Genomic DNA, 22,528 nt, shown 5'->3' on the forward strand with positions numbered 1-22,528 from the left:
TTTCAATGTTATTGGGTTTCGCTTCCGATCTATTGGTACTTCGCAAAAAATATTTAAACCTACTCCCACTCCCTCGCTGTCCTTACCCTTTTTAGTAAGCAAAATACCAATAGTTGGAAATTGAACGCTCTGCATAAGCCAGTCGTACCTCCTTTTTATAAGTCCTTATCAATTCCAACTCTTGAAGATGTATAAGCAACAAAAAAGGTAACAGCGAGGCACTATGGGAAGTAAATCTAAAATGAATCTTATGAAATCGTATAAAAACATCCAAAATGAAGCGACACCAAAGAAAATAAAAAAGGAAAACGCTCTGGATATAATAAGTAAATCACCTCAAAAAAAACAGAAATGTAAACTGTCTTAAAGGTTCGGGCAGGCTATAATTAATATTTAATTCTTTTATTATGAACACGTTAAAAAATCATGTACAGTTAATCGGAAATGTTGGTCAGGAACCAACAATTACCCAACTTGAAAACGGCAGGAAAGTAGCCCGTTTTTCGCTCGCCACTAATGAGTATTATAAGAACAACAAGGGCGAAAAAAAGCAAACTACCCAATGGCATACTATCGTAGCATGGGGTAAAACCGCTGAAATTATCGAAAAATATGCCGGGAAGGGCAAGGAAATCGGTGTTAGCGGAAAATTGAAGTCCCATAGCTATGAGGATAGTGTGAAGGTAATACACTATGTTACCGAAGTTGAAGCTAATGAAATTCTTTTGTTAGGAGTAAAAAGCAGTATTAATTCAGCTGATTAATCTAAAATTAAGAGGGCGTTTCCGTCCAAAGTAGCGCCCTCTTTTTATTAACTTTTAAAATTGTTAATATGAAAACTAAAGTTAACGAAATTGCGATAAGTTACAAGGGAGATTTGAAAGCAAGTTTGCATCCGAAAATAACATCTTCACTCATAGCTTCTGAAATAGCATATTCCCAATGGGATAAAAATAATCTCGAAATACATGAAACCTTTAAAATAATGCTTCTTAACAACGCGAATAAAGTAAAAGGTATTTATGAGGTTTCAAACGGAGGTCTTACAGCTACCTTGGTGGATATACGTATATTATATGCCGTTGTCCTTAAAAGCCTGACTACTGCTGTAATTTTACTACATAATCATCCAAGCGGAACATTAAATCCAAGTGAAACTGATAAACAGTTGACCCAAAAAATAAAAAAGGCAGGTGAATTATTGGACATAAAAGTATTGGACCATATTATTCTTACCCCAAATGGAGCATACTTCAGCTTTGCAGATCATGGAATTCTTTAAATATTAAGCCATGCCTAATCTATTTTTAAACCAGAGTAAGGATCCCATGATCACCACTTGTTAAAATTCAGAGAGCATGTAAAAAAATCTCCAAATTGTCACATTTTAGAAAATTTATCCCTCTTAAAACAAGTTGTAAACCCGGTAAATCGATTATTCACACCCTCATATCTAAAAGTGATTAAACACAAATAATTAAGATCCGTAAATTTCGATGGGTCTTTTTTTGTCCGATTTAAAATTGTTTAGATTAAAATCAATAACTTTATTTCGCTGAACATCAGCATACAAATTTAAGCAGCGTTATCCCATTATTGACTTTCGCCGATAACCTGCACATCGAAACATTACATAACTGAAATTCCTTCTTAGAATTGGCAATTGGCTTTTAGCCGAATTGTACGAGAATTTTGTCCCGCCAGGCGGGACGAAAAGGAGTAGCAAGAGGATAACACGCTGCGCGATGTTTAGCATTTCTTTTTATTTTTAAAATACTGATATTCAGATATTTAAAATTTATACAATTCTCAAGCATTTACAATCTGCGACAAATGCCTTCTTAGTGCCCATTTTCTGGGAAGAATTTGCGACAAATCCGCGAATTATGGACTCTTATACAGGCATCAGGTTTAAAAAGGAAACCGCAAAGCGTTTCCAGCAATTTTCGAGAAAACACTTCAAATCTCACACCGAGGCAATGGCCACCATGCTCGATTTTTTCTTCTTCAATGAGATCTCTCCTAAGGAAAGACTGGGCCCAACGGGAAGGACAATAGAGGCTTCCCTTAAGAAAAGGATCAATGCCGTTATAGCCATTATGCGTGATATGGAAAAGACGCAAACTAAACCTACCGTGGCTATGATCCAATCTCTTTTCGAAACCGAAGAACCCAAAAAGAAACCCCTGATTGTAGAAAAGAAATTTCTGGAAAAAGAAGAGAAAATCCGCTCTAGTGAAAAGCAAAATACGGATACTAATCTTTAATTTTTTGAACCATGTATATCACAATCACCCCACAAAAACTGGGAGGTAATTACTCCAAAAGTTCAGCGGATTTTGTGGGATATCTCGAAAAAGAAAATCAAGATCTGAAACCAAAGGATAAGGAGTATTTCTTTAATCAATATGATGATAAGATCCCTGCTCAAGAAGTTATTCATGAAATCGATGCAAACACTTCTAAGCTCAAAAGCAAAGAACCTAAGTTTTATTCGATTACTGTAAGTCCGTCGAAATATGAATTAAACAGACTACAGAACAGCAACGAAGATTTAAAAAAGTATACCCGTGAGCTGATGAAAGACTATGTGGCATCCTTCAATCGGGAAATCAATGGGCGACCGCTGACCCTCCATGATATTAAATATTACGCCAAGATCGAGCACCAACGAACCTTCAAGGGAACGGACAAACAGGTCAGAGAAAATCAACCCTTTGCATCGAAAATACTGCAGCTGAAAAATGAAATCCGAAAGATTGAACAGGGCTCTATGCCTGGCAGTATCAAAGAAAGGAATAAGGAAATAGCCCGCCTGGAACGCCAGGCCCCACACCAACAAGATGGGAAAAGGATCGTGCAGGGGATGGCAAAATCAGGAAATCAAAGCCATATCCACATCATTGTAAGCCGAAAGGATGCTTCCAATTCCATCAGCCTTTCCCCGGGAAGCAAATACAAAGCCTCACAGGTTCAGATGCACGGAAAAAATATCAAAAGAGGTTTCGACCGGGATACTTTTTTTGAAAATGCCGAAAAGACTTTTGACAGAACTTTTGGCTATCAACGAAATTTTGTGGAAACCTATAATGCCCGAAAAGATTTTATCAGGAACCACAAAATCTATTTTGCAGCACTTATGAAATTACCCACAACTGAAAAGGCCATTGCCTTTAAATTATTACGAGAATCAGGGGTCCCGATCATGCCGAGCATTCCCGTTACCCAGGCCCAGCTTGCTCTAAAAATATTTAATAAGCTGCTCAAAGGGGTTGATGTGGCTGTAAAATCAAGTTCCATAGGAATCTAATTGAAGAAATGATAGAAATAAATAATCCTATTATGGTACTCTCGATTATTGGTCTGTCCAGTATGCTCTTTTGTGGATTGTACCGGGTGACACGATTTGCATTTGCTTTGAATATCCTGATACTCTCCATGCTGCTGTATGGTATTTCCGGAGAAAGCAACCTTGTTTTAAACATCCTATACTTCGCCTGCCCCCTGCTACTGATCAATATACTGTTCTATGTTTTCCTCCATAAAACGGATAATCCTAAAAGTGGTGATACCAAATACCGCGTAGGCTTTCCCACTGTCCAAGGATATTTTAAACTGGAAAATATCAAACGTGGGGCATCGATAATCGGTTCTGCCGGAAGTGGTAAAACGGAAAGCGTTGTTTATGGCTTTCTCAGGCATTTTCAAAAAGAAGGTTTTTGCGGGATCATTCATGATTATAAGGATTTTGAACTAACCGAAATGGCCTACCCGCTTTTTAAGAATGGAGATGTTCCCTTTAGGGTCATATCCTTTGATAAGATCATCCACAGGGTAAATCCCATTGCTCCACGCTATCTGGAAAATGAAGAGAGCGTAAACGAGGTGTCAAGGGTGCTTATCGAAAACCTCCTGGAACAGCGGGAATCAGGTCCTACCGGAACTACCAAATTTTTCAACGATGCGGCCGAAGGCTTAATCGGAGGACTGATCTGGAAGCTGAAATCCAGTTATCCCCAGTATTGTACCCTCCCCCATCTGATTGCCATTTATCAATTTTTGGACACCGATAGCCTTGTCGCTTTTTTGGAATCGAACACCACTTCCAGAGCGATGGCAGATGCCTTTATCAGTGGTAAGGATTCCGAACGTCAGACCGCTGGCGTTAAAAGCACCCTGGCCAATGCGCTGAAACGAATAAGTACCCAACGCATTTTTATGGCTTTGTCCGCAGATGAAATACCCCTGAATATCAATCATCCGGAGAACCCGGCCGTCATTTCCATCGTAAACAATCCAAAATTCGAAACATCCTATTCCCCAGTCATTGCGACCATCATCCATACTATTATCAAACAGATGAGTGTGCGCCATTCAGAACCATCTTTCCTGTTGATGGAAGAAGCACCAACCATACGCCTGCTCAATATGCACCGGATTCCAGCCACCCTGCGCAGCTATAATATAGCAACCGTGTATGTCATGCAGGACAAAATTCAAAATGATATGATGTATGGTGATAAGGCTAGTAAGGCCATCCTAAGCAACCTTTCCTATCAGTTTTTCGGAAAGGTAAATGACCCGGATACCGCTAAATATTATGAACGCTTTTTTGAGATCATAAAAGATCCCACTAAAAGTGTGAGCCGGGGCCATAACCTGGATTTTGATACCCGAATTACCACCGGGGAGAAGGAAATCCCAAAGATCAGGGCTGATGTCTTTTTTCGTCTGAAACCGGGCGAATTCATTACCTATGCCGATGGAATCGATAAAAAGATCCAGTTTAAATTGCAAAGAATCCAAAGGGAACTTCCGCAATTGGAGAAACCGTATTCAAACCTGGATCTGGAGGAGAATTTTGAAAAGATTTATGTGGAGGCGCACTCAATATTTAATTAATGGATCGCGCTTCTTCTCTTAGCTTTCCGCATCTAAAGATGTAAATCGACTGATGTATACCATTTATAACTTTACCTTCGGCTCTCGATGACTCTACTAAATCTTATGAATGTTGCTAATTAACTACAAATATATTTTTTTTTGTTGTAAATAAGCGACTTTATGAATTCCAGAAAAGCTATTGTACTTCCTAAATATCGAAGGATTTTTGAGCAAATAGGTGAAAATATTAAACTCGCCCGAAAAAGAAGGAAGCTAACAACCGAACAGGTTTCCGAACGGGCAGGGATTCACCGGGCTACCCTATATCGTATAGAAAAAGGGGATCCGGCAGTTGCAATAGGGCTTTATTTTAATGTTTTTAGAGTGCTTAACCTGCAGGATGATTTTCTTAAGTTGGCAGTGGATGATGCTTTTGGCAGAAAATTACAGGATCTTGATTTATTATAAATGGTATGGCAAAAGGAAAATTTGATATCTATGTGTTTGCGGATTGGGCGCAGCTGGGTGAACCTACCTGTATAGGTGTGCTTTCCGCCCATTTTGCCAAAGGTAAAAAGGCATTTAGCTTTGAGTATGAGAAAGCCTGGTTACAAACGGAGGCACACCGCTTATTGGATCCCGATATCGCATTCTATTCAGGACCACAATATCCCATAAATAAAGAGAATTTTGGGATCTTCCTGGACAGTATGCCGGATACCTGGGGTAAGACCCTTATGAAAAGACGGGCAGCACAGGATGCCCGGGCGAAAGGGGAAAATCCAGCCACACTCTATGAAATAGATTATCTGCTGGGGGTGTATGACGAAAGCAGGATGGGGGCCTTACGCTTTAAAACAAAAATGGATGGTCCTTTTTTGGATAATGATGACCAAAACCCCACCCCTCCCTGGTCCTCACTCGCTGAACTTCAGGAGGCGGTCTATCAGTTGGAAAATGATGACCAAAATGAGGCCCTTAGAAAATGGATCGCTGTGTAGATTGCCCCAGGGTCATCGCTGGGGGGCGCCAGGCCGAAAGCAAATATTTTGGATGCCGATAAGAACCTATGGATTGCAAAGTTCCCTTCCAAAACGGATACCATTGATAAAGCAGCCTGGGAATTTTTAGCTTATAAACTCGCAGTGGCAGCAGGGATTGAAATGGCAGAATCCAGGCTTGAGAAAATTACCGGCCCACGGCATACTTTTCTAACGAAACGTTTCGACAGGGAAAATGGGAATCGTATCCACTTTGCCTCGGCGATGACAATGACCGGGAACACTGAAGATACTATCCGGGATGGCAGCCCCAGTTATTTGGAAATAGTTGAGTTTATCGAAACTTATGGTTGCAACGTAGAAGCAAACCTGCACCAGCTCTGGCGCAGAATAGTATTTAACATCGCTATTTCAAATACAGATGACCATTTGAGGAATCACGGTTTTATACTAATCTCAAAAGGATGGATATTGTCTCCGGCCTATGACTTAAACCCCTCTATTGAAAAGGAGGGTTTGTACCTGAATATTGATATGGATGATAATGCACTGGATTTTGATCTGGCAAAAAATGTGGGCGCATTTTTCAGGTTAAACGATAACGAAATGAAGACTATACTGAATGAGGTTCTAGCTGTGGTCAGGACATGGAAAACCGTTGCCCGAAAACTGGGAATCCCAGACTTGGAACAACAACTCATGGAAAAAGCTTTTAATCCCTCCAGGGTTTAATTTCCTGTGCCGATAAATATCGGGATGCTTCGAATAAAACATAAATTTCCGGTTCATACCTCATGGGCCTGTCTGCCGACAAAGGCAGGCTTGGCCCGTGGTTCTTGATTTAGTAAAATCCGGCGCGTAAGCCATGACTATATAACTATCGAGTCAATCCTATTTGGGTAATTGATAGCACCTTTTGTTTGCAGAATCTAATTCGGGTTGTTGATGAATCTGTGGGATATATTAAGTTCTAAACTTCGTTCGCCGTTTTTTTCGTTGAGCTCCAAAACAGCCCTCCGATCATTGGACAATGAGAATTTTGGTACCACATAAACCAGCCTTACCTTTTCATTTTCCCTGATTTTTGAAGGTAAACTATACCTGAATATGGGTTTTTGATATACCCGCTGGCCGGACTTCTTTTTCCCTTTTTGTCGTGTTTGCACCGAAAGGTCCAGAAAATTCAAATCGTAGTCCAGGGTGGAGGTGTTCTTGATCCCTATTACGAAATAAAGCTCTTCCTTGTCAAATACAATGTTCTCTACACTCAATACAATCCCTTCCTTCCGCTTTTTGATCCTGCCAATGCGCTGCTTTTTTTTAATCAGGTAGGAACAGAGTTTTTGGTAATAGAGGTTCTTCCTTTCAATACCTGCCCTGGCATTGGAAATTTTTATCGAATCTTTCCCTATCGGATTTTCCTTTCCAATGCAGCTTGCTTTGGGTATAAAATAAGTGAGCCTTGACAGCTGTTTCCTATACTTTAAAATATAGGAATAAACAGAACCATCCCGGGAGATTACCAGCAGATTGCTCTCCTTCCCCGGTTTGGCTTGTAAAAGCCCTAAATGCTGCTCCTGCTCCCGATTGAAAGTGAATACAAAATTCTCCGCACCGGTTATCCCCTGCCTGATGGGCTGCGGAAAAAAAAGTGCGACATTCTTTTGGTCATTGGCATATAGGGTATCCACCACATTATGGTTTTGCGCTTTAGTGAAAGAGCAAACCAAGAGTAAGCCTACAATAAATAGATGTCTTTTCATAAGGGTGCGTTTTAAAATGCCCTTTGGGGCTTATAGCTTTGGCTTTAAAATGAGTTTGTAATTATTGAGGATTGTAACCTTTACATTGCGGTTGTTACGTTTGAGCACCTTGGTTATTCCACTCACCTGCGGTACACTCGGGATATTGATATCGCTTATCATGTCATCCACAACTTCATGCGTAGCTTCTGCCCTAAAATTGTTCTCCACATAGATCCCTTCACTCCCATCCTGAATGTCGAAGGCTTTGAGGTGGGTTGGAAGGTGGTTGATGTTCTCAATCTCAATCAAGGCCCGGTTGGGCTGAAAGCTGATAAATCCGAAAATCAATGTATGCTTTGGAATTCGCTTATTCTGTATGACAGCCGCCTGGGAAAGGCGCAGGCGCAATCGGCTGTTTGCCTTGACTACCTGATCCCCGTCAACCACCGCATAAATGGTGGCTTCTGTGTTTTCCTGCCCCGAAATCTCATTGGCTTTAGGGGCAGCGGCAAAGAATAGTTGATGTTCCAGACCAAGCTCCCTGGCCTGGATTACCTGCTCCCTTTTAAATACTGTGGAATCTATTTCCTCAACAGCACTGGAAAAGGGTTCCCCCTCACCCACATGCTCATAGCTTTTGTTGAAATAATTAATGGTACCTGAATAGATGCTATCTGCCAAACGTTCCTTTTCCTGTTCAGGAAGATTACGGTCATAGTAGCCCAGGGAATCAATCAGCTTTTCATCATATATGCTCGGTATGTTGTTCTCACGTAATTCTTTCAAATCATTGACAGCATCCAATTTTGTATCATATTGCTTTTGATTTTCCTCAATCTCAGGTACCAGTACCTGTTCCAGATTTTCATTTTCGCCTTCCTTATTGTCCATAAGGGTCAACGAATAGGCAATTAGAAATAGGACAATCACCGCAAGAACTGCTGCAAATACTATTTTATTCTTTTCAACTTTCATCAGAAATTTTCTTTAAGGAATTTTCAAAATAATTTGTAATTAACAGCCCGTGGGGATTGTGGGGAAAGTTTCGGTCAACAACGATCAAATTGCCGGTGGAAATAAGTTCATAGGTATCAATGATGGAACCTCTGTTGATTTCAAAAATGGTAGTGGTTCTGAAGCTGTACTTCCCGTTTTGTTCTTCGATTTTGGAATCGATACGCACTACCTTTTGTATCAGGGAATATTGCAACAATCGGTTATATACGCCATCGGCCTTCTTTTGACGATAGAGGTTGTCCACGGAGCTGTTACCCAACCAAAGTGCCTTTTCCAGGTTTCTCTCGTAATTCCCGGCATCGATATTATAGAAGTAAGTATGGAACAGTTCCAGGTGCGCCAGGGCCTCCACCCTGAAGTTTTCCTTTTGGGCAACGAGTTTCAAGGGGATAAGACTACCATCCGTATTTATGGCAAAGGCACTATTGAGTGCTTTTTTATTGAGGGTAAATGCCATCCAAACCGAAAACGTACTGGAAAAAAAGGCGCAGAGGACTACCGCCAGAACGATAAACCGGTTCAACTTTAAGATTGCATAAATGTTCTTATAAGGAGTTTGCATTCCGTATCTGTTAATTGGTAAATAATCGAAGTGTAAAAGAGGTGGCCCGTCTGTACAGCTTGAACTTCAAAAAGACGATAAAACCCACCGAACCCAGCTGTACAACGGGTGAAAAAAAGCCCTGCCCCACATCCGTACCGAAGAGATTTGCCCAAAAGTTGCTGTTGATTTCCGTATAGAGGGCGTTGACAAAAACATTTACCAGAAAAAATGCAGGCACCAGCATATAGACCGCGGCATATAATTTAAAAAACGTATAGGCCAAGGATCGGAACTTCTCAAAGACGGCCAGACTCATGACCAAGGGGAAAAAGGTTTGCATAAGCCCTAACAGGAAGAAGCGCTCTGCAAGGAACAACGGATAAATGAACAGGTCTAAAATCCATAGGAAAATACCGATGATAAAAGCAACTATTTTAAACCCATAAAGCGGGGTCACCAAAGCTTCATAGAGCAGGGTCATTGCTTTTTTTGCAGCATCTAAAAGAGTTACTTCTTCCTCTAAGGGAATATCCTGCATTTGTAGCGGAAGCAGTGCCGGGGCTGTTCCGCGATACTGGGCTTCAATGGAAACGAGAATTCCATCAAATAATCCGAGTATCTGCGTCGAAAAAATAACCAGCAGCACCACAGCAAAATTCCTGGCCAGCTCCCCGGGGCTTAATCCCCAGGTATACCCCCCACTATCAGCAATACCCTCATTGTACTTTTTAAGAATATTGATCAGGAAAAACAGGACGGCAAGCGTTTTCATGCCCGCAATGGTATACTGCGAAAAACTGCTTTCCTGTATGGTCTGGAATACGGTATCCACATATTCCAGCCCGATTCCCAATAGGATTGCCACAGCCATAATTAATATTCAGTTTCCCGGTTATTTATTTTATCCTGCATTTTCCGAAAGGAAATTATATATTGATAACGTCTTGTCTTTATCGTGATATCGGAGACCATTTCTTTGGATTCTTCTTCTTTTTGTTTTAAAATCTGGGCACGTTCGCCATCACTCATTTTTAGATAATCGCTGGACAGGATCTGGTCGATGAAGTCCATCGCCTCCAGGGAGTTTTCGATCACGGCATTAAAAGATTCGGAAACGAGTGCGACTTCTTCCGTTTTGATATAGGGAGAGTTTAAAATATCCCTGAGATCCCCTTGCATTGCCTGGATAAGGCGTTCATTATTATTGGCTATCTCACGTACCGCCTTTAACTGTTTGACCACATGGTTGACCTTTTCCAGGTTTTCCTTTTGCTGTTTAAGGAATTCTACGGTTTTTAGGAGCTGTGACGTCTGCTTTGCTGACTCGGCCAGGGATTTTACCAGGCTTACAAAATTGGTGTTATCATAAACAGGCATTCCCTGAGCGCTAACAGAACCCGGTACTATAAAAGAGAGTACCATTGCGAGCGTTGCAATTTTTGTTTTGCTGTCACCGATTAAATGGTTGGCATATGTGTGAAGTTGTGTTGAATATTTCATACTATTAATTTTTAAAAGTGAATTCCGTGATTGCTTTTTCCATATCCCCATGCTCCTGGTAGAGCCTCATTATTTCTTCGTTTTCCCTACCGTCCGTGAGGTATGCGGCATATACCTCTTTGGGGACTTCCAACCGAAATATGTTGCTTTCCTTCCCAATCTTGATGAACATTTCCGTGTACCTGTGCGGTCCGGACAGATTATTCCGAATGGATTTTAACTGGTTTAGATCATGACTGGAGAGGTTGAGGCGTTTGACCAGTTCACCGTATCCTTTCTCATTGTTCAGGCTGTAGATAACCTGTGTGTTTTCCAGTATGCTCGCTGAAGTTGAGTTGTTCGGCAACTGATTGATGGATTGCAGGATAATCCCGATTGCACCATTCTGCTTACGGATCGCCTGATAATAAAACTCCACACTTTCCAGGACATTTTCAAACTTGAGCTGCTTGGCAAATTCATCGAAAAGGATAATGCCTTTTTCAGCCCTGTTTTTCCATATGGTGCGCTGAATGGCGGTTTTGATCAGCTTTAGCATCACGGACAGAATTTCCTTATTATCCTTTACTTCATCCAGTTCGAACACGATCAGGCGTTTATCCTCGATTTTATAGGTCTGGTCCTCACTGACCTCAAACAGGAAGCTGTATAGGCCATCGCCAACATACTCCGACATTACATGCAGGAAATTGGTGATATTGAAGTAGTCAGGATGGATTTTAAGCCGGCCCAGCAAGTCATTTTGATTGTGTTCGATGTATTGGCAGAAGCCGTTTAATGAATGATTGCCCGGTGTACCCTCATAATAATGGCGGAGTATCTTTTTGAGCGAAACGGATTGTGCCTTGGTCACTTTAAAATCAGAGGCGAATAGTTCAAAAAGGAAAACCGATAAATCCTCGAGCCGTTCCGCTGTGAGATCAGCGGTATCACTAATATAAAAGGGGTTGATGCCTAAATTTTTACCGCTCTCGTAACGCAGTACTGTGTATTTCTCCGGATAAAGTTTGGCAAATTTGGTGTAGGAACCGCCCAAATCGATAATGACCAGCCGTACACCGCTTTCAAAATACTGACGCAATATGTTATTGGCAAGAAAGGATTTGCCTTCGCCCGTCGGCGCGAAGATGGCAAAGTTCCTGGCCTTTATCCGCTTCTTTTTCTCGTCCCATATATCCTTTAGGACAGGTATGTTATGCTCCCGGTCATTGAAGATGATACCCGTATCATCAGACTTGTAATTGGTATTGTTGATAAACAGGCATAGCGCGTGTTTTAAATCGGTAACATATAAATCCTGATTTGAAAAATTGGAAGAAAAGCAGCAGTAGCTGTTCAATATGTAATTCTTGCGCTCCTCGCCCCTGGGATAATAAGGAATGATATCCAGCTCCTTAAACACTGTTTTTATTTTAGCAGCAATGCGATCCAGGTGCCCGGCCTCCCGGTCCCAATACACAATATTCAAATGGCCGCGGATGATTCGGGAATTATCATCGGCATTGATCTGGTCCAGGATATGCTGGATCTTTCCAAGCACTACCTTATTTTGAGAACCAAAATTTGAACTTTTGCTCAATTCTTCGATCTTCTTATCAAGCAGCCTGCGCCACTTTTGGTTGTCATCCAGATAAAGGATTTGATTGACGATGTGGTTTTCGTTCAGCGTAAGCCCTAAGCCATCAATAAAACCCTGATGAAATACAAAATCATCAGAAGTGAAACGCTCATTGGTCTTGCTGCTCTGTACACTTTCGCCAAAGCACAGTTCGCTGTTGATGGCCAGGGCATCAAAATGATTTTCGCCGATATGGACGCTTTTATTTTCAAATAAAATGTCTGTATCATAGCCTTGGTTGAAACCATTGAAATAAGCATGTGTGACTAGCTGGATTTCATTGGCTTCAAGCCTAATAAGTTCTATTTTTCTGCTATTATTGATGAATGCTATTGAATCCCTGACTGCCCGTATAAAACTGCCCACATTATCATCCAGTTTTGGTATGATCCCTTTGGAAACTTTACGGAAAGGATTGACATATTTTGGATTGTTCAACGCCTTGTTCCGGGTCAAAACAAAGAACAAAAAGCAACGGTGTTCCATATACTCACGTCCCTTGAAATGCTTGTGGGTCGCTTTTTCCAAAAAAGTGTTTTTGGGCAGTTTCTGAGAAGAATAGTATTTCTTCAGATAGAGATCCTGTTTGTGAACCACCGTCCCTACGGGCAGGGATTTCAATGCCTGGAACCAGGCTCCGTGTATATCATCAAAATCCTTTTCCGATAAGGAATAAATCTCAGGTAAAACAGCTTTATAACCTATAACCATGTTGCCGTTATTGGCAAAGATGATGTTATCCTGAATATCTGCGATGGGCTGGTATGCCGAAAGATTAATCTTGTTCATAATCAAATCCCGAATTTCTTTTGTTACTGATAATTTTTGGAAAAGTGTTGACCTTGGGATAGAACTGTGGATTCTGGTTTATTCGAGTAAGGGCTATATATAAGGCGGAATTAATAACCAAAGCCCCGATCACCATACCCAGACTAAAGGAAAAAATGATGACCAGCAATGAAACAAGGATGGAAACCATCATCAAAGCAAATAGCGAAATGGGCAGCCCAAAGATGACCGCCTGTTTCCTGATGTTTTTATAGATTTCGAATTTCTTCATACAGCTAGGTAAATAAATCCCACTTAGTGGGTTAGACTACGATTGAGATTAGGTAAGTGAAAATTCCAACCACTGCACCTGCAATAAGGACAAAGACCAGAACACGGGTAATCCCTTTTTTTAGGTCGGCATTCTCGCCAAAGAAATGTCCTGCATTAAAGAGGAAGCCAACAAGAAAGATGACACCCAGGATAATCGGGAAGATGCCTCTTATAGTATCAGAAATATCATTAACGGACTCTTCTATCCCGCCGATTTGTGCAAATAATGATGTTGAGGACAACAACATAAAAGTTATCAGATAGATTGATTTTTTCATAACCATGATTTTCAAGTTTTTAATTCATTTTTGGTATTGAAAAAATACATATATTAGATTATAAATATCTGATATACAGTTATTTATTTAAAAAATATTAATTGATTTGCTTTGAATTCCGATGGTATTATTTGAGATTAAATTCTATGAATTTCGGAAGGTAAGTTGTTAATATCATGAAAAGTGAAATTGAAAAAAGGCCTTAAAAACGTCAGTTTTGTGATTTTGTCTCTAAAAATGTGCATCATTTTTAGGCAGGAAACGGTAGTTCAAAAAAGAATCGTAATTGATGTTCGATACGGTGGAAAAGATTCCGGTGCCATCGGTATAAATGGCGTTCAAGAAAAGGATGTGGTATTGGATATTGCCTTGGAAATTTTAAGGCTTAACGAAATGTCAGAAACACCAACGGATATATACTTGACCCGTTATAGTGACACGCTTATTTCGTTATTGGATATAACTAAACTGGGCAAGGCTCTGAATGCTGATTTGTTTATTTCCCTGCACTGCAATCATTCGGACAATTCAAAGGCTAGAGGGATTGAGGTATATGTTGGCAAAACCTACTCTGAATATTCCAAGGAATCTATTTGGTTTGCCTATCAATTGCAGAACCAAATTAAAAAGAAGTTAGGGTTTGAGAGTAGAGGTGTGAAGTTTGCTAATTTTCAGGTGTTACGGGAAATTGTTGATTTTTATCCTTCTGTGCTTATGGAGTTGGGGTTTCTGTCCAATGTGGATGAATCACGCTATTTAAATCATTCAAATCAGAATAAAATATTGGCTTACCTCCTTAACAATCAATTACAGCAAAAAAGATGAAAGAATTATTCAAAAAAGTTTTCATTATTATGAGGCGGCTCTTGCTTAGCCTTATTAATGAATTACTACTTTCCATTAAAAAAATATAGACTGCAAAATTCTAGTCTAATAAAAGTGTTTTTTAATAATTGAGCTCCTATTATGTTGGAACTCGATTGATGCCAACTCTGCGAAATTTTTAATTTTGGCTGTATCGCCTTCGTCCATATTAATAAAGTTATCCTCGTTAAGCTGAACATCAATTCTATCATAGACAAAATTTGGATTGTCTTTTTCTCTTTTATCAATTCCCTGATACAGAAGACTAATATAATTTGCGACGAGTTGAGATTGACTTTGCATAAATAAATCAATAAGCCTCTGGCGTTTATCTTTTCTCATCCAATAATAAAGCCCCCACTTTTTCCTAGAATTACCATCTGTAAATTTTTTATAGCCCGTACCCAAAGAGAGTATTTCCAATTGTGACATCTCAACTTTAAAAGCCTTAGTAGCTTCCAAAAAAGCAACCAATGTCGGATTATTGGCCATCACACCTCCATCTACTTTGTTTGAAAAATCCTTTTTGGTCCCGTTCAAATCAATATAATCAGATGTGTAGGGGTCGAAATATGTAGGAGCGGCAGAAGTGGCCATTGCAGCTTGGTATGCAGGAATGTGATAATCCTGTTCAAAGGCTGGATGGTACTTAGTTTTAAGCACCCTGGGATTACCTTGAATCAAATCATAAATGGGAATACAAATGTCGGTTTTACAGTCTTTTAACCTTGGGTCATTTCCACCGTTTACTTCTTTGAATTTATTACGAACTAACGTTTCAAGAAAATTGCGCTCGTGAGCCGAATTTCGGATTTGCCCAAAAAAGAAAGGTTTTTTATTGCCAAATATTTCTTTTGCATTGTCCAAATATAAATTATAGATTTCCTTTGCAGAAATCCCTAATCCCAAAGCAATAGCAATAATACCACCGGTAGATGTACCTGTTATCAAGTCAAAATGTTGATAGATTTTGGTTTTGCCATTTGAACGATTTTTTAGTTCGTCCTCTAAAAGCATCAAAAACATTGCTGGGAAGACTCCTTTTATCCCACCTCCGTCAATCGATAATATTTTAAACTTTTTCTTATTCATTTTTTAATATTTCTGTATTGTCCTCATTGGGGTATTCATTGTGGCCGCCGCCGTACCATTTGCCTTCAGGTAGCCACAATTCATAATAGTAAAGCCACTCACTTGCCCAAGGAATGATTGTATCTACAATGTAGCTAAATCCGTCCCACTCCTTTTTGCTGGGCGAGTACAAGCAAATCTGTTGTTCCTTACTGTTATAAATGTGTGGTAGCTTTGACCTATTCGCGGCAATCCTTAATTCCTTATTCACCACAAAAGCTTTAACCCATCTGTTTTGTTCATAGATAACCATAAGCTGATATTTTTCACTTATTGCCGTAGGTTGGAGTTCTAAAATAATTTGAAAGCTATTCCAAGTGTTTTTGACAACTCTAACTTCTGGAAAATCTACTTTGATCTTTTTAAGATGTTCGGAAGAGAGTAACCCTTTAAGAGTTCTTTTGCCATTCGACTTGAAATACCTACTACTCATTTTCTATTTATTACCCTCGAAGTTATGGTTGGGTATTGACTTACCGATACTCCCTAGCATTCCTGTCCCAACTGCCATTTTTCTTAGTCCATTCTCACGCAAAATCTTGTTTTTTTCGCCATACTCAGCAAACGTCTTATTAACGACCCTATTACCATATTGTGCCGATAATGATTCATTCAAACTGAAAAGACCTTTATTTTGACCATATTGAATTGTAGCTAGATCTTCTTCTAATTTATCCAACCAAGCATAAAAGTATTCTTCTTTCTGAGCCACCTCCGACCATTTATCAGCAAAATTTTCTTCGTTATTTATAGGGTTACTTACCCATCTTTCGTATTGCCCTGTTTTCGCGTTGAGCCTAGTTTCAATATAGCTACGCATTTTACTTACAATATTGACATAAGCATCAACAATATTTTCGCTTTTGTTATACGCTTTACTTGCCAAAGTGGTAATTATGATGGAAATGGGTTTATTTTCACTATCATATTCATCCGATGAAAACATCATATCTCTATGTCTCTTTAAAAGTTGGACTACCCTTTGCAATGGCATTTTTTCTTTCTGAAATGGTCGTACTGGATCAACGGATTTGCTGAGCGCGAACATTTTTGTCGAACTGTATATGGCCCTTTGAAAAAACCATTTGGCGTAGCCAAAAGGATTGCATTTTCTCCACCATTCAGTATTGGTCATTACAGAATAAAAAAGATCTTCTTTATCCGTTATTCGGATTGCTAATTTATCGGCGTCTAAATTCTGGTAATTATTGAATGATTCATTAAGTAAAACGGTAAAGTTTTTATCGGAAATAGATGGTAGAATATCTAAATGATAGTTGGCTTCATCAGAATATTCGAGCGTCCAGCATCTTCTTCCTCCGTCTAGATTTTCCAGCATATCTTTGTAGACGGAATGCTCTTTGAGCCTGTCACCAACTGCATCTTTCACATGTTTTTGAGTCCAATGGGATGGCTTCCCATTCAATTTGCAAACGAGGTCGATGTCTATATCGTCCTCTTCGTTTATAGGCCTAGTGATAGTGCCAAGCATAAACGATCCTTGGGGAATTATTCTTGGGGAGTATGGGTATAATGTGGAACTTTCTTTAGAGAGCCAATCCCCAACTGCTTCATAACTTTTTACAGCGGCTTTGTATTGACTTTCAGAAATGTCCAGATTCTCTCCCAGAATTTCTAGTATTTCGTTGATTTCATTTTTGTACAATTCATTCATAATTTTTTATTTAAGAGTTTTGATCAATTTCTGAAACCAACTAGTACTTTAATTGCGCAAAAAATTGACTTATTTTTTATATTAATTATGGTGACTCAATTAATATAAAGCCACCATAATTGTATTATCAGTTAGGTTGCTTCAAAATTGCAGCTATACCACCTATAACGATAATTGTTGCAAGCCCAAAAACAATAGCTTTCGCAAAATCACCCTTGATATTCACGCAATTATTTTTATGGCAAATACTTAACCCTTTTTCTGTAAGTTTTATAGAATTCATAAAAGAACTTTAAATTATATAATGCCCCAACATCAAGCCCTGGGGAGTGAGCTTATTTTTCTTTTCTTATACCCTTGAAAGGGGTATTGCTTGAAGTCTTTCCGTCCATAAACCTACCAGTGTTGGAATCACGTTTTACCCAAATATCCGTTTTGGGATTTTTAACTTGGGACCTGTTTTTTACAGCTCCGTGTCTGCGGTTATCACCACTCTTGCCGTTTGTAGCCATTCTTTGGAGTATTAAATTAATAATAGCAGATGCGAAACTCTTGTAGGAGTTGGGTAAAACCAAGTACTTATGGAAGAAAATATCGTGAAGAATTTGAAATACACCGAGGAACTAGTATATTTGTGTCGCTAAACAAAAATCTTTCTGATATTTATATCTTAAAGTATATGGCTGGTACCTCAAACGTATCAGCTTTTTTTATAACATTTCACTTCTTATTTTATTTATAAAAACTAAATAATCTTTATTGCGAATCACATTACTGCTAAACTCTGCAATACTTAATGTGTTTATTTCTAGATTAGAACATAATTGTAATTGTGATTTCCTGTCATCTCCAATAATTACAATTCCATTTTTCTGCTTTGCACAATGTAGAAGGAACAAAAATCCTTTTCCATATCTACTATCAAACAAATCATATTGCGTCAGGAAATCATAGAAACCGTCACAATCAACTATATCTAAAACTTTTCTATTGCTAATAGCTTGAATTTGCATTCGTATTGCTAGACCATAATTCTGAAGGTGCATTTCCGGAACTAGAATTTTGAGTCCGTCTTCCTCAATTAAATCTAATTGCTTCAAGGAATTTAACCAGCAGAGATATTCTATGTCGTAGAAGAAAAACATCCTATATTAAATCAAAGTTTTTAATTGCTAAATTCTGTAATTCATCTATCGGTATGCCACTTAATTCTGAAGCTTTATTTTTTTCAATCCTTTTTTCGGTTAACGCAATTCTTATTAATTTTCGGAATCTTATTGGTGCTTCTTCACTTTTGGTATAATTTCCAAAGTGTTCATCACCATTATCTAACAACAGGTCGTAACTTTTAATAATCTCTTGTTTAATAGTATCATCAATCAATTTTAAACTACTTAACCTAAATATTATCGATTGAATAGATATTCCATAAGTTTCCTTTAAATCTTTTAATTCCCCAAGAGAAATAGAAGTCCTGTTTTTTCCAAATTTTTCAAATGCAACTTCATCAACAAAAAGAAATGCAGCTGCAAATCTGTTACAAAAGATCTCTTCAAGGTCTTCACTTATATTCGTTATATCAAATTTCATCAACAAATGCCCCAATTCGTGGGCAATGGTGAACCGTTTGCGCGTTGTTTCTCTTTTATGCGCTCCCGAATTATTTATAACTATAAGTGGTATATTATTTACCCAACCGCTCAAGCCTCCAGATTTTGTATCCCTCTCTAGTGCAATAATTTTTATGCCCCTATCTTCTAACAGTTCTGTTAGGCTATCAATAGGGGCATTACCAATCTTCCATTTTCTTCTTACTTTTTTAACAGCTTTCTCTACATCAGCATTACTATGGACAATAAAGTCTTCAATTGGATTTTCAAAATCAATTTTAGCTTCAATAATAGACTCTAATTCTAAATAGTTTTTGACAATAGAAAGAACGTGTTTTTTAACTTCATTTTCTTCTTCTGTAGCATTATTGAGCTTATTTCCGTCTCTAAATTTTACAGATTCAATTGAGATATTAAATTTTGGAACTCTAAAAAATTCCCAAAAATCTACCCCTAAAACCGTGGCAATTCTTTTTAGGATTTGATTACCCGGCATTGAAGACCCATTTTCATATTGTTGTATTGCTGCTTTAGATACATCAACTTGGTCAGCAAGACCTTGTAGCGACATATTCGCTTGTTTCCTTAAATCAGATATTTTGGATCCTATTGTATTCATTATTTAATTGTAGATTTAGAACAATCGTATAGCAAATATAATAATAATAATAATTACTATACGATTTAGTTATTAACACTTATGTGAATAAGTCATTTTAATTAAATTAAGACAGGTTTGTTTGCGACAGTTAGATACACTGTAAGCTTGTATTTAACTATTTATTTCCTCTTATCCCCAGCCCTTTTATCAAACGCAATCAAATTAAACAGTTCACGCATCCGGCTTCGTACACGATTTCCATATCGTTCTTCCAATTCTTCAGCATTTAGGTTGGTGGTGGCGTGGGTCTTGATTTTATGTTTGGTCTGCTGGTAAAGTTCATAGCGGGATAACAGCACTTCCCCCATTACATTAAGATCCTTGCCATAGAATCTTCCAGGGGGTTCAATGCCTAGGTCATCAAAACAGAAAAATTTGGTATTACCAAATTCTTCAATGGTTTTAAAACCAATATGATTAAAGCTGAAGGTCACATTTCTGCAAGGGATCATTTCGTAAGGGCGTTGCAGTGGCACAATATAGCGTAACAATTTCATCAAACTGGTTTTACCGCATCCCACAGGCCCGGAAAGTAAAATTCCTTTCTCAATGTCAATTCCATACTCCTCACATTTCGATTTATCCCTGATAAAATAGGAACAGAGCTTGAGCAGGATGTCTTTGTCTTCATCATGGATCTTAAATTTTTCTCCGAAGAGCAATTTTCCTTTGGCATTGAGATAAATCAGTATTTTCGGAAAATCATAAGTAACATTTTTGCCATCGAATTTCCCCAGGGAGTATTCCACTCCGCCTTCGCTAATTTTAGAGGGGTTGACCATAATCTTTGGTTTTTGGGGTTCGCAGATGGTCCCGCCCGTTGGACGTATCATTCCGGGGGGGTCCTTGTGTTTGTTTTTTTTCTTCGCTTGGCCTGGTTCTGTCCATCCAGCTGATAGCCAGTGCCTGCCAGTTTTTAATCCCTTTTCCATCACTGGTTTTCCAATCGCTGGTTTCATAATGCGCAAAGAATTTTTTTCCTTCATCAGCACTAAAACCCTTTTCTTTAAAAAAAATTAAAACAGCCTGCCTGTCCTTTGGCTGTTTATTAATGTTTTCTTGTTTGTTATTGTTTATATAAGGTACCAATACTTGTCCACTGACGGGACGGTGCTGGTCCTCCAGCGGTTCATTTTTGGGACGGTAGTGTTCCGCAACCTGTTCCAATATGGGATCGTACTGTCCCATAACCGGTTCATCGTTTGATCCAAAAATTAACATCTTAATTTTACTTCCTTTATAGGGATTACTAGAGGGGAAATAGGTAAGATAATTCCAGGAATCAAGATCAGTAACACAACGATGGTAAGTGGATTTTGAACCGATTTTGGCAACACGCATCAGTTCCCTCCTGTTCACATAAAACTCAGCCGCAAAACGGTGGCTGTTCCATTCCTGAAACAAGGCCATATACAGGCTGATATGGGAAGGATTGAGACGATCATCAAAAAAGAACTTCTCAAAAGCAGCATTGAGTAACTTTATATAGTTCATGGTTTGAAGGATCAAATTTTATGATGGACACGATTTTGGCGCATAACATTCTGGATCTCCTGGGAATCGTAGTAAATGATACCCCCTACTTTGGTGTATGGCAATGTGCCATTGATACGCAGGTTTTGAAGGGTTCCCGGACTTACCTGAAGTAATTCCATTACTTCGGAGGATTTTAGGTATTTTTTACTAGGTACAGGTGATTGATTTGCTAGAAGCGCTTTAATTTCATCCAGGAGTTCCATCTTGAATTCCCGAAGATCATCGGTGGTAATAATAGTTGCGGACATAATAGAACGGTTTAAAAGAAAGGGGCTATCGGGTTAATATTTTTGTTGATAGCCCCTATCCCGATTTGACTTTCGTTCTACAAATTTGATTAGGAATGATGGATTTTCTTCGGTAGGAACAGCGTAGTCAGGTCAACATTTAACAGTCCATAATTCTTGAGGACAATTCGTACATATTAGCACCTTCCAGTTGGATTACTTTACCTAAAATCAAAATTTTAATCCTAATTAATGAATGGTTTTTAATTTTCGGAGTTACGAAGCACTACGAAAAAGTCATTTTTCATCATCCTGATTCATTTTAATTTCTAAACGGGTGATCAGGCTTTCCAGGTATTTAGACCTGGATCCTTTACGTGACCTTATTTCTGAATAAGTCTTGTAAAAATTATCCAGTTTGATATTGAAGAAATCCTCAAAAGAAGTGGCCACCCGGCTGAGTTCAACTGCTCCGTGGTTCAGATCCCCGTTGGCATGAATTGCATAGATAAGCTCAACCAGTGCGGTTTTCGTGCCCGACCATAGTAACAATCTGGGCTGCTTATCTGCATAAATTTTATTACTGTCCGGTTGCAGCCTTTGCAGCCCTTCCCTTATATAGTGGATAAACCGGTACATCGCCTGGATTTTTGCCCACAACATGTCATGAGAAGTGGAGAATTCCGGATATTGATAGTAGTTTATCGTAGGTGCAAATGGAAAATTCCCCAAATTGTTACGCATGAAAAACTGATGATCCAGATAGTTATGGGACTGCTCCATATAATTTACAAAGTCATTGTTTTGGGAAAAGAATTTATTGATTTTTTTTACTTCTTTTTCCAGAAAACGAATCTGGTGCCTGTTCCCGGTTTTGGGAATGCTGAGTTCACAGGTCCTGACCTCGGTAAAATAGATCAGGTAGCTCATCGGAATGGGTTTGATATTGCGAAAGAAATCAATTTCTGCTTCTACACTTTCGAAGTCCTCCCTTTCTACAATATTTTGAAATTGCGAGAGAGTACCATTACACAATCGGATCCCCCTTTCCGCCCTTTTTAAGGGGGAATCGGCCGACTGAATGATCCGGTTGATTTTATTTATAAATGAAGTCAGGGTTTTCTCGAACATAGCAT

At 38.9% G+C, this 22,528-nt stretch carries 27 protein-coding genes; 9 read left to right on the plus strand and 18 right to left on the minus strand.

Going from position 1 to position 22,528, the window contains the following annotated elements; all coding sequences use genetic code 11:
- Positions 1 to 407 precede the first annotated feature (407 nt).
- The 8 genes from ACH3PA_RS00625 (at position 408) to ACH3PA_RS00660 (ending at position 6,617) form a co-directional block, all read left to right on the plus strand.
- Positions 408 to 764 carry a single-stranded DNA-binding protein gene (locus ACH3PA_RS00625; protein ID WP_416441586.1) on the plus strand — a complete coding sequence of 119 codons (357 nt, stop codon included), beginning with the start codon at positions 408 to 410 and terminating at the stop codon, positions 762 to 764.
- A gap of 68 nt (positions 765 to 832) precedes the next feature.
- Complete coding sequence (locus ACH3PA_RS00630) at positions 833 to 1,282, plus strand: JAB domain-containing protein (RefSeq protein WP_416441538.1); 450 nt, start codon at positions 833 to 835, stop codon at positions 1,280 to 1,282.
- Positions 1,283 to 1,886: 604 nt separating this feature from the next.
- Positions 1,887 to 2,267, plus strand: coding sequence for a BfmA/BtgA family mobilization protein (locus ACH3PA_RS00635; protein ID WP_416441536.1), 381 nt, complete (start codon positions 1,887 to 1,889; stop codon positions 2,265 to 2,267).
- Positions 2,268 to 2,278: 11 nt separating this feature from the next.
- The gene (mobB, locus tag ACH3PA_RS00640) at positions 2,279 to 3,310 is read left to right on the plus strand and encodes a MobB family relaxase (RefSeq protein WP_416441534.1); all 1,032 of its coding nucleotides are present in this window, start codon (positions 2,279 to 2,281) and stop codon (positions 3,308 to 3,310) included.
- A gap of 8 nt (positions 3,311 to 3,318) precedes the next feature.
- On the plus strand, positions 3,319 to 4,902 hold the full coding sequence (locus ACH3PA_RS00645; protein WP_416448356.1) for a type IV secretory system conjugative DNA transfer family protein: 1,584 nt from the start codon (positions 3,319 to 3,321) through the stop codon (positions 4,900 to 4,902).
- 162 nt (positions 4,903 to 5,064) lie between these two features.
- Positions 5,065 to 5,352 (plus strand): helix-turn-helix transcriptional regulator, encoded by a 288-nt coding sequence (locus ACH3PA_RS00650; protein WP_416441530.1) that lies wholly within the window; start codon positions 5,065 to 5,067, stop codon positions 5,350 to 5,352.
- A gap of 5 nt (positions 5,353 to 5,357) precedes the next feature.
- Positions 5,358 to 5,885, plus strand: coding sequence for a hypothetical protein (locus tag ACH3PA_RS00655; RefSeq protein WP_416441528.1), 528 nt, complete (start codon positions 5,358 to 5,360; stop codon positions 5,883 to 5,885).
- Between the two features lie 18 nt (positions 5,886 to 5,903).
- Positions 5,904 to 6,617, plus strand: a complete 714-nt coding sequence (locus ACH3PA_RS00660; protein ID WP_416448557.1) for a type II toxin-antitoxin system HipA family toxin — start codon at positions 5,904 to 5,906, stop codon at positions 6,615 to 6,617.
- Positions 6,618 to 6,814: 197 nt separating this feature from the next.
- On the opposite strand, the gene ACH3PA_RS00665 is transcribed toward ACH3PA_RS00660, so the two are convergent.
- The 8 genes from ACH3PA_RS00665 to ACH3PA_RS00700 are packed head-to-tail and all read right to left on the minus strand — an operon-like array spanning position 6,815 to position 13,688.
- Positions 6,815 to 7,648 (minus strand): DUF4138 domain-containing protein, encoded by an 834-nt coding sequence (locus ACH3PA_RS00665; RefSeq protein WP_416441526.1) that lies wholly within the window; start codon positions 7,646 to 7,648, stop codon positions 6,815 to 6,817.
- Positions 7,649 to 7,678: 30 nt separating this feature from the next.
- Positions 7,679 to 8,605 carry a conjugative transposon protein TraM gene (gene traM / locus ACH3PA_RS00670; RefSeq protein WP_416441524.1) on the minus strand — a complete coding sequence of 309 codons (927 nt, stop codon included), beginning with the start codon at positions 8,603 to 8,605 and terminating at the stop codon, positions 7,679 to 7,681.
- Positions 8,595 to 9,209, minus strand: coding sequence for a conjugal transfer protein TraK (locus ACH3PA_RS00675; protein WP_416441522.1), 615 nt, complete (start codon positions 9,207 to 9,209; stop codon positions 8,595 to 8,597). The genes traM and ACH3PA_RS00675 overlap by 11 nt, the downstream gene beginning before the upstream one ends.
- Positions 9,210 to 9,219: 10 nt before the next feature.
- Entirely contained in the window at positions 9,220 to 10,062 is an 843-nt protein-coding gene (locus ACH3PA_RS00680) for a hypothetical protein (RefSeq protein WP_416441520.1), read from the minus strand.
- Between the two features lie 2 nt (positions 10,063 to 10,064).
- The gene (locus ACH3PA_RS00685) at positions 10,065 to 10,691 is read right to left on the minus strand and encodes a conjugal transfer protein (protein WP_416441518.1); all 627 of its coding nucleotides are present in this window, start codon (positions 10,689 to 10,691) and stop codon (positions 10,065 to 10,067) included.
- 4 nt (positions 10,692 to 10,695) lie between these two features.
- The gene (locus tag ACH3PA_RS00690) at positions 10,696 to 13,098 is read right to left on the minus strand and encodes a TraG family conjugative transposon ATPase (protein WP_416448357.1); all 2,403 of its coding nucleotides are present in this window, start codon (positions 13,096 to 13,098) and stop codon (positions 10,696 to 10,698) included.
- A complete protein-coding gene (locus ACH3PA_RS00695) occupies positions 13,085 to 13,369 on the minus strand; it encodes a hypothetical protein (RefSeq protein ID WP_416441514.1) in 285 nt (94 codons plus the stop codon). The genes ACH3PA_RS00690 and ACH3PA_RS00695 overlap by 14 nt, the downstream gene beginning before the upstream one ends.
- Positions 13,370 to 13,400: 31 nt before the next feature.
- Positions 13,401 to 13,688, minus strand: a complete 288-nt coding sequence (locus ACH3PA_RS00700; RefSeq protein ID WP_416441512.1) for a hypothetical protein — start codon at positions 13,686 to 13,688, stop codon at positions 13,401 to 13,403.
- A gap of 183 nt (positions 13,689 to 13,871) precedes the next feature.
- Between ACH3PA_RS00700 and ACH3PA_RS00705 the strand changes: the two genes are divergently transcribed.
- Positions 13,872 to 14,513, plus strand: coding sequence for an N-acetylmuramoyl-L-alanine amidase family protein (locus ACH3PA_RS00705; protein WP_416441510.1), 642 nt, complete (start codon positions 13,872 to 13,874; stop codon positions 14,511 to 14,513).
- Between the two features lie 105 nt (positions 14,514 to 14,618).
- On the opposite strand, the gene ACH3PA_RS00710 is transcribed toward ACH3PA_RS00705, so the two are convergent.
- The 10 genes from ACH3PA_RS00710 to ACH3PA_RS00755 all read right to left on the minus strand — a co-directional run bounded on the left by ACH3PA_RS00710 (position 14,619) and on the right by ACH3PA_RS00755 (position 22,523).
- On the minus strand, positions 14,619 to 15,644 hold the full coding sequence (locus tag ACH3PA_RS00710; RefSeq protein WP_416441508.1) for a CBASS cGAMP-activated phospholipase: 1,026 nt from the start codon (positions 15,642 to 15,644) through the stop codon (positions 14,619 to 14,621).
- Entirely contained in the window at positions 15,637 to 16,116 is a 480-nt protein-coding gene (locus ACH3PA_RS00715; RefSeq protein WP_416441506.1) for a hypothetical protein, read from the minus strand. Before ACH3PA_RS00715 ends, ACH3PA_RS00710 begins: the two co-directional genes overlap by 8 nt.
- Positions 16,117 to 16,119: 3 nt before the next feature.
- On the minus strand, positions 16,120 to 17,358 hold the full coding sequence (locus ACH3PA_RS00720) for a nucleotidyltransferase (protein ID WP_416448358.1): 1,239 nt from the start codon (positions 17,356 to 17,358) through the stop codon (positions 16,120 to 16,122).
- Between the two features lie 127 nt (positions 17,359 to 17,485).
- Positions 17,486 to 17,641: a hypothetical protein gene (locus ACH3PA_RS00725; RefSeq protein WP_416441502.1), complete on the minus strand. Its 156-nt coding sequence runs from the start codon at positions 17,639 to 17,641 to the stop codon at positions 17,486 to 17,488.
- A gap of 427 nt (positions 17,642 to 18,068) precedes the next feature.
- Complete coding sequence (locus tag ACH3PA_RS00730) at positions 18,069 to 18,458, minus strand: hypothetical protein (RefSeq protein WP_416441500.1); 390 nt, start codon at positions 18,456 to 18,458, stop codon at positions 18,069 to 18,071.
- A gap of 46 nt (positions 18,459 to 18,504) precedes the next feature.
- Positions 18,505 to 19,587: a helix-turn-helix domain-containing protein gene (locus ACH3PA_RS00735; RefSeq protein WP_416441498.1), complete on the minus strand. Its 1,083-nt coding sequence runs from the start codon at positions 19,585 to 19,587 to the stop codon at positions 18,505 to 18,507.
- A 161-nt stretch (positions 19,588 to 19,748) separates the two neighbouring features.
- Complete coding sequence (locus tag ACH3PA_RS00740) at positions 19,749 to 20,411, minus strand: ATPase (protein WP_416441496.1); 663 nt, start codon at positions 20,409 to 20,411, stop codon at positions 19,749 to 19,751.
- A complete protein-coding gene (locus ACH3PA_RS00745) occupies positions 20,395 to 21,123 on the minus strand; it encodes a hypothetical protein (RefSeq protein ID WP_416441495.1) in 729 nt (242 codons plus the stop codon). The genes ACH3PA_RS00740 and ACH3PA_RS00745 overlap by 17 nt, the downstream gene beginning before the upstream one ends.
- Positions 21,124 to 21,134: 11 nt before the next feature.
- Positions 21,135 to 21,413: a helix-turn-helix domain-containing protein gene (locus ACH3PA_RS00750; protein WP_416441493.1), complete on the minus strand. Its 279-nt coding sequence runs from the start codon at positions 21,411 to 21,413 to the stop codon at positions 21,135 to 21,137.
- A 276-nt stretch (positions 21,414 to 21,689) separates the two neighbouring features.
- Positions 21,690 to 22,523 (minus strand): RteC domain-containing protein, encoded by an 834-nt coding sequence (locus ACH3PA_RS00755; RefSeq protein WP_416441491.1) that lies wholly within the window; start codon positions 22,521 to 22,523, stop codon positions 21,690 to 21,692.
- Positions 22,524 to 22,528: the final 5 nt, after the last annotated feature.

This window comes from Leeuwenhoekiella sp. A2, from assembly GCF_047946655.1.
Classification (GTDB): Bacteria; Bacteroidota; Bacteroidia; order Flavobacteriales; family Flavobacteriaceae; genus Leeuwenhoekiella.